The sequence below is a fragment of the Streptomyces sp. NBC_00989 genome (genome assembly GCF_045162655.1).
Classification (GTDB): domain Bacteria; phylum Actinomycetota; class Actinomycetes; order Streptomycetales; family Streptomycetaceae; genus Streptomyces.
This window is the reverse complement of record NZ_CP108728.1, coordinates 6842570-6850000: the sequence shown is the minus strand read 5'-3', so window position 1 is coordinate 6850000 and position 7431 is coordinate 6842570. Positions and strand designations below refer to the sequence as shown.

Genomic DNA, 7431 nt, shown 5'->3' with positions numbered 1-7431 from the left:
AGACCTGTGCGGCGAAGGCCGCTGCCGGGTGGCTGGAGTAGTAGGTCTCGTACTCGCCACCGGGGCGGGTGAGATCGCGCAGTTGGCTCGGGGCCACGATGGAGGACTGCACTTCGGGGTGGGTGCCTATCCACCAGCCCAGGAGGATCGCGACCACGGTCGACAGCAGCGCGGTGGGGACCCACCAGTGGCGTGCTCTGTACACCGCGGCCGGAAAACTGTGCCCCAGGAAGCGTGTGACATCGCGCCAGGAGGCACGACGGGTTCCTGTCACCGCACTACGCGCGCGTGCCACTAGTTGGCTGAGCCGACCGGTCAGCTGGGGGTCGGGGGCGCTGGACTGGATCAGGGAGAGATGGGTGGCCGTGCGCTGGTACAGCGCGACGAGTTCGTCGGCCTCGGCGCCGTTGAGGCGACGCTGGCGGCGGAGCAGGGCGTCGAGGCGGTCCCACTCGGCTCGGTGGGCCGAGACGAAGACGTCGAGGTCCATCTGGTTGCCTGCTCCTCGGCTGCTCGTCGACTACTGGACGTGGATCAGCTTGTCGTACTGGGGCGCGATGTGCCCTCAGCTTGGCAGACTGGCTGTTCCAGGGGCAGGGCAGGGGAAGGACGGCAGGCGTGAGTGAGCTGGTGACGGGCGAGGCGGTGGCGCTGGAGTTGCGCCCCGCGAGGCTGCCCAGCAGGGCGCTGGCGGTGTTGCTCGATCTGATCGTGGCCATCGCCGCCTATATCGGTGTGACCGTGGCGCTGACGTTCTCGACGGCTTCTTTGGACGTCGCGGCGCAGATCGCGGTGTCGATCGCGGCCTTTGTCCTGGTGCTGGTGGGCGGGCCCATAGCGGTGGAGACGCTGAGTCACGGGCGTTCGCTCGGGAAGCTGGCGTTCGGGCTGCGCGTGGTGCGGGACGACGGCGGGCCGATCCGGTTCCGGCACGCGCTCGTGCGGGGCGCGATCGGTGTGATCGAGATCCTGATGACCTTCGGGGTCGTCGCCTGTATCGCCTCGCTCGTCTCGGCGCGCGGTCGGCGGCTCGGGGATGTGTTCGCGGGCACCCTGGTCGTACGGGAAAGGGTGTCCTCCGGGCAGACGGCCTTCGTGCCTCCGCCGCCGCCTTGGCTGACGGGACGTTTCGCCGAGCTTGATCTGTCGGCCGTTCCCGATGGGCTGTGGCTGGCCATCCGGCAGTACCTGACGCGGATGCAGCAGCTGGATCCGCAGGTCGGCTGGGCCATGGCTCAGCGGCTCACCACGGATCTCGTGGCTCGTACGGGCGCTCCGGCTCCGCAGGGGGTTCCGCCGGCCGCGTATCTGGCGGCGGTGGTGCAGGAGCGGCAGGCGCGGGATGTGCGGCGGGCCTTCGGGAACGGCGCGGTCGGGGGCATACCGGCCGGCGGGTTCGGGCCCGGGGCGAATGTGCCGGGTGCCTACGGCAACCCGGCGTTCCAGCCGTCGCCGGCTCCTCAGCAGCCGTACGGCTCCGTTCCCGCGCCTGCACCTGTTTCTTGGTCGGCCCCCGCTCCCCCTGTTCCCGCCCCGGGCGGCACGGGAGCCGATCCGGTCGCGCCCGGTCCGCAGACCCCGGCGCCGCAGAACACGGCGCCCGCCGATCCTCGGCCCTCCACGGGATTCGCGCCGCCCGCCTGACTCTCCTCGCCGGCTCCCGGGCCGCCGCCGCTCAGCCGAAGACGGACGGCGGTGACTCCAGCTCCTCCAACTCGATGCCGGGTGCCGCGAGCACCACGTCGCCTGCGATGTGCACGGCATGCTGCTCGCCCGTGTCCAGGGCTGTGACCTGGTATTCGTCCACGGTCAGAGGGCCGTTGTCAGTGCCGTGTGCTTCTCTTTTCAGCAAGGCCCAGGACTGGTCCTCGGTGCGGGGGGCGAGGACCGGATCCGTGAAGTTGACCAGGCGGACGCGGGTCGCGGCGGAGGAAGAGGTGAGGCGCAGGAGACGGGTGGTGGCGATGAGGAACGCGGGGGAGGTGCCGGTGAAGGCGTGGGCGCGGACATTGCCTTCGGTGGCATCGGTGCCGGTGGGGTCGGTGCGGACCCAGGTGACGCCTTCGAGAGCGGCGGCGCGCACCTGCCAGCTCGCCGCGTGGAGTTCCAGCCGGATGGGGCGGCCGAGTTCGTCGAGGGTGAGGTCGACGGAACCGCTGTGGTCGCCCGAGGGGGTGGTGAGTTGGGAGACATAACGCCAGCCGGACGGGCCGGGGGCGCAATGGAAGTGTTCGACAGCGAGGGGGGTGTGATCGTGCGGATCGTGGAGCGAATAACGGCCGCGGGGCATCGGGGTCCTGGGTCTTGACGGGCCGGTCCGGCCGACGGAACCAAAGAGGCAGGCCCCCGGCACGGGGGTGCGGGGGCCTGCCTCGGAGGATCTGCTGCTGAGGACCCGCCGCTGAGAACCGCGTCAGTGCACGGACGCGGTCACAGCGGACGGGGTCGCCGGATCAGTAGCGGTAGTGGTCCGACTTGTACGGACCCTCGACCTCGACGCCGATGTACGACGCCTGCTCGGGGCGGAGCGTGGTCAGCTTCACGCCGAGCGCGTCCAGGTGGAGGCGGGCGACCTTCTCGTCGAGGTGCTTGGGCAGCACGTAGACGTCGGTCGGGTACTCCTCGGGCTTGGTGAACAGCTCGATCTGGGCCAGGGTCTGGTCCGCGAAGGAGTTGGACATCACGAACGAGGGGTGGCCGGTGGCGTTGCCCAGGTTCAGCAGGCGGCCCTCGGACAGCACGATGAGGACCTTGCCGTCGGGGAACTTCCAGGTGTGGACCTGCGGCTTGACCTCGTCCTTGACGATGCCCGGGATCTTCGCCAGGCCGGCCATGTCGATCTCGTTGTCGAAGTGACCGATGTTGCCGACGATCGCCTGGTGCTTCATCTTGGCCATGTCCGCGGCCATGATGATGTCCTTGTTGCCGGTCGTGGTGACGAAGATGTCGCCCTTGTCGACGACCTCGTCGAGCGTCGTGACCTGGTAGCCGTCCATCGCCGCCTGCAGCGCGCAGATCGGGTCGATCTCGGTGACGATCACGCGGGCGCCCTGTCCGCGCAGGGACTCCGCGCAGCCCTTGCCCACGTCGCCGTAGCCGAGGACGACCGCGGTCTTGCCGCCGATGAGGACGTCGGTGGCGCGGTTGATGCCGTCGATCAGGGAGTGGCGGCAGCCGTACTTGTTGTCGAACTTCGACTTGGTGACGGCGTCGTTCACGTTGATCGCCGGGAACAGGAGGGTGCCGTCACGGTGCATCTCGTAGAGACGGTGCACGCCGGTCGTGGTCTCCTCGGTCACGCCGCGGATCTCCGAGGCGAGCTGGGTCCACTTCTGCGAGCCCTCGGAGATGGTGCGGGTCAGGACCTGGAGGACGACGCGGTGCTCGTCGGACTCGGCGGTGTCGAGGGAGGGGACCTTGCCGGCCTTCTCGTACTCGACGCCCTTGTGGACGAGCATCGTGGCGTCGCCGCCGTCGTCCAGGATCATGTTCGGGCCGCCGGTGGGGGTGTTCGGCCAGGTCAGCGCCTGCTCCGTGCACCACCAGTACTCCTCCAAGGTCTCGCCCTTCCAGGCGAAGACCGGGATGCCCTGGGGGTTCTCGGGCGTGCCGTTCGGGCCGACGGCGATGGCGGCGGCCGCGTGGTCCTGGGTGGAGAAGATGTTGCAGGACACCCAGCGGACCTCGGCGCCGAGGGCGACCAGAGTCTCGATGAGGACGGCGGTCTGCACGGTCATGTGCAGCGAGCCCATGATGCGGGCGCCGGCCAGCGGCTGGCTGGCGGCGAACTCGCGGCGGATCGACATCAGGCCGGGCATCTCGTGCTCGGCGAGGGTGATCTCCTTGCGGCCGAACTCGGCCAGGGAGAGATCGGCGACCTTGAAGTCCTGTCGGTTGTCGACAGTCGTCATTACGAGGAGCTCCTCGGGGTTGGGGCCTTGTGGATACGGCTGGTCTGCGCGGCAGCGGACACAGGGGTGCCCGAGGGAGGGCACCGGAATGCCCCCGTACGCGCAGCGCAGTCCGTCGGAGGCCCTCTCTCCCTCGGTCGGTCCGCGGTGGGACCGCCCGACCGCCATCAGCAGCGACGTCTGGCTCTCCAACCAAGCTACACCGGTGGACCCGGCCGCCCCCAGCCCACCTCCGGACGGATCCGGCCGAACTCCGGCGGGTGTTCGGTGTCGGATCGAGTTTCCTGGGGAGCCGCAAGAGGGTGCCCGCGAGCAGTGGACGGAGGGGAGCGGACGACGGCGACCAGGGACTTCGGCGTCTTTGAGCAGGGCGTCGGATGTTGCAGGATGCACGGAGATCAGGAGTCTCTGATCGATCTCGCGGGACGTCCGGGACGGCGTTCCGTGCGACGCAGGTGTTTGACGAAGGTGTTAGGAGAACGACGTGACGAGTACGGCCGGCCCTCCCCCCACGGGCCACGGCGACAGCGGGCAGCAGCGGTTGAGGCTGCTCGCGGTGACCGCGTGCCCGACCGGCATCGCCCACACGTACATGGCCGCGGAGAAACTCGCGCAGGCCGCCGAGAGCCGCGGCATCGACATGAAGGTGGAGACGCAGGGATCAATCGGGGCTGAGAACATCCTCGATGACAACGATGTCAGCACGGCGGACGGTGTGATCATCGCCGCGGACAAGGACGTGGACCTGAGCCGTTTCGTGGGCAAGCGGGTCCTGATGGTCGGAGTCGCCGAGGGAATTCGGCATCCCGAGCGCCTGATCGACCAAGTGCGGTCCGCGCCCGTGCACACGGCGGGCGGTACGGCCGCAGCGACAACCGCGCCGACCGGCAGGGAGCGGAGCGTCGCGTACAAGGCGCTGATGAACGGCGTCAGTTACATGATCCCGTTCGTCGTGGTCGGCGGGCTGCTGATCGCGATCTCGCTGTCGCTCGGCGGCCATCCGGACCCCTCCGGCGGCCTGGTCATCCCGAAGGGCTCCTTCTGGATGGACGTGAACAACATCGGCGTGATCGGTTTCACGCTGATGGTGCCGATCCTGTCCGGCTACATCGCCTACGCGATCGGCGACCGGCCCGCGCTCGTGCCGGGCATGATCGGCGGGTGGATCGCCAACACCGGTTATCTGTACGACTCGAAAGCGGGCGCCGGGTTCATCGGGGCGATCGTGACCGGGTTCCTCGCCGGCTATCTGGTGCTGTGGATCAAGAAGGTCAGGGTCCCGAAGTTCGTACAGCCGATCATGCCGATCATCGTGATCCCGATCGTGGCGACGACGGCGCTCGGACTGTTCTTCATCTACGTCATCGGGAAACCGATCTCCTGGGTGTTCGAGCACCTCACCAGCTGGCTCGGCGGGATGACCGGCACCAGCGCGATCCTGCTGGGCACGATCCTGGGCCTGATGATCGCGTTCGACATGGGCGGCCCGGTCAACAAGACGGCGTTCCTGTTCGGCGCGGGACTCATCGCGACCGGCAACCAGGCCGTCATGGGCATGTGCGCCGCCGCGATCCCGGTGATGCCGCTCGGCCAGGGTCTGGCCACGCTGATACGGCAGCGGCTCTACACCGAGCAGGAACGGGAGACCGGTCTGGCCTCGCTGTTCATGGGCTGCTTCGGCATCTCCGAGGGCGCGATCCCGTTCGCGGCGGCACGGCCCGCGCAGGTCATCCCCGCCAACATGCTGGGCGGCGCGGTGGCCGGTGCGATCGCCGGGCTCGCCGGGGTGAAGGACGCGGTGCCGCACGGCGGACCGATCGTGGCGGTACTGGGCGCGGTGAGCGGCGTACCGATGTTCTTCGTGGCCGTGGCGATCGGTACGGCGGTCACCGCGGTGACGACGGTCGCGCTGGTCGACGTGAGTGAGCGGAAGCGGCGCGGGGCGCCCGTCGGGCACGGGGTCAGCACGTACGAACCCGAGCTTGCGTTGGTCGGGGCCGGGGTCGGAGCGCCGGACGCCGGGGGCGTCGTAGCGGAGCGGGCTTCGCATGGGGGCGCGGTGTCGGCCGGTGTGGTCGGGTCGGCCGGGTCAAGTGCGCTTGCTGCGGCTGCCGTTGAGGCCATGGCCGACGCCGGCTCGGCCGGCATCGACTCAGCGAACTCGGGCTCGGGCTCGGCCAACTCCGGCTCGGCCGACGCTGAAGGTGCCCCCGGTTCCGGTTCCGGCTCCCCCGACCCGGAGATCCACCCCGGAATTCTCCCGGAGGCTCTCCCTGAGAATCCCCCTGAAGTCCTCTCCGGCTACCTCACCGAGCAGACCGTGAAGGTCCAGCTCGACGCGTCCGGCAAAGAGGCCGCGATCCGGGAGATGGCCGGGCTGTTGGCGCGGACCGGCAAGGTCGTGGATGTCGAGGAGTTGGTGGCGACCGCGTTGCGGCGGGAGGCGCAGGGGACGACCGGGCTCGGGGAGGAGATCGCGATTCCGCATGCCAAGACGGATGCGGTGAGTGCGCCGGTGGTCGGGTTCGCGCGGTCGGCGGAGGGGGTCGAGTGGGGCTCCCTGGACGGTACGAAGGCCCGGCTGGTGTTCATGATCGCCGTGCCGGAGGCGGCCGCCGGTGATGAGCATCTGCGGATTCTGGCGCTGCTGTCGCGGAAGTTGATGGATGCCGGGTTCCGGGAGCGGCTGTCGGCGGCCGAGGACGAGTCGGCGGTGCTCGGTGTGCTGAGCGAGGTCGGTTAGCCGGTGTGGGCCCGCGACTGTCGCAGGTCGCGGGCCCGCACCGGCCGTTCACAGGCACCCGTTACCCTCGCCCGCGCGGAAGTGCCGCATGGGGAGGGAACGATGTCGGGCAAGGGGCGGGGACTCGGGGTCGCGGCTTTGGTGGTGGGCCTGTTGGGGGTGGTGGCGGCGTTCGGTTCCGTCGCGTACGGGCGGGACACGTACGGGAGTTCCACCATCAGCAGCCGCAGCATGTCGCCGACGTACGAGCCGGGCGACCGGATCGTCTTCGAGCGCGTCGGCGGCAGCGAGGTGCGGCGCGGTGACGTCGTGCTGTTCTCGACGCCGGGGCGCTACCGGTTCGGCGGGAACGTGATGGAGCGGGTGATCGGCGTCGGCGGCGACCGGGTGGTGTGCTGCACGGGCGTGGGTGCGGACGCGTGGCTCACCCTGAACGGGCGGACGATGTCGGAGCCGTATGTGAACGGCGGCGATGCGGACGGCGCGTACAAGGCGTACGACGTGACGGTCCCGAAGGGACGGCTGTTCCTGCTCGGCGACAACCGTGCGAACTCCCTGGACTCGCGTTTCTTCGCGAGCGACCACGGCGGGACGGTGGCCGAGTCCGCCGTGCGGGGCCGGGTGACCGGGCACCGCGCGAGGCCCGTCGTCATCGGCCTGGCGGTCATCGCCGGGGTGGTCCTGGCGCTGGTCGGTGTCGGCCTGGGCATCGCCGCGTTCGTCGTACGGCGACGGAGGGCGGCGCCGGTCGCGCCGTGGCCCGTTCAGCAGGTGTAG

6 protein-coding genes (1 of these 6 running past the window's edge) are annotated in these 7431 nt (G+C 69.7%); 3 read left to right on the top strand and 3 right to left on the bottom strand.

Annotated elements, in window-relative coordinates; all coding sequences use genetic code 11:
- A protein-coding gene (locus OG714_RS30530) for a stage II sporulation protein M (RefSeq protein ID WP_406125767.1) crosses the window boundary here: on the bottom strand, positions 1-490 show its 5' end (the start). The gene continues 518 nt to the left of window position 1, outside the view; the window shows 490 of its 1008 coding nt (coding positions 1-490); its start codon is at positions 488-490; the stop codon falls past the left edge of the window.
- A gap of 128 nt (positions 491-618) precedes the next feature.
- Between OG714_RS30530 and OG714_RS30525 the strand changes: the two genes are divergently transcribed.
- Positions 619-1644, top strand: a complete 1026-nt coding sequence (locus tag OG714_RS30525) for an RDD family protein (protein WP_406125766.1) — start codon at positions 619-621, stop codon at positions 1642-1644.
- A 31-nt stretch (positions 1645-1675) separates the two neighbouring features.
- Here OG714_RS30525 and OG714_RS30520 read toward each other — a convergent pair whose 3' ends face one another.
- Together OG714_RS30520 and ahcY are read right to left on the bottom strand one after the other, a co-directional pair.
- Entirely contained in the window at positions 1676-2290 is a 615-nt protein-coding gene (locus OG714_RS30520; RefSeq protein WP_406125765.1) for a hypothetical protein, read from the bottom strand.
- A 163-nt stretch (positions 2291-2453) separates the two neighbouring features.
- Positions 2454-3911 (bottom strand): adenosylhomocysteinase, encoded by a 1458-nt coding sequence (gene ahcY, locus OG714_RS30515; protein ID WP_365305495.1) that lies wholly within the window; start codon positions 3909-3911, stop codon positions 2454-2456.
- 484 nt (positions 3912-4395) lie between these two features.
- Here ahcY and OG714_RS30510 point away from each other — a divergent pair, with 484 nt between their 5' ends.
- Both OG714_RS30510 and lepB read left to right on the top strand, forming a co-directional pair.
- Positions 4396-6654 carry a fructose-specific PTS transporter subunit EIIC gene (locus tag OG714_RS30510; RefSeq protein ID WP_406125763.1) on the top strand — a complete coding sequence of 753 codons (2259 nt, stop codon included), beginning with the start codon at positions 4396-4398 and terminating at the stop codon, positions 6652-6654.
- Positions 6655-6756: 102 nt separating this feature from the next.
- Positions 6757-7431: a signal peptidase I gene (lepB, locus tag OG714_RS30505; protein WP_406125762.1), complete on the top strand. Its 675-nt coding sequence runs from the start codon at positions 6757-6759 to the stop codon at positions 7429-7431.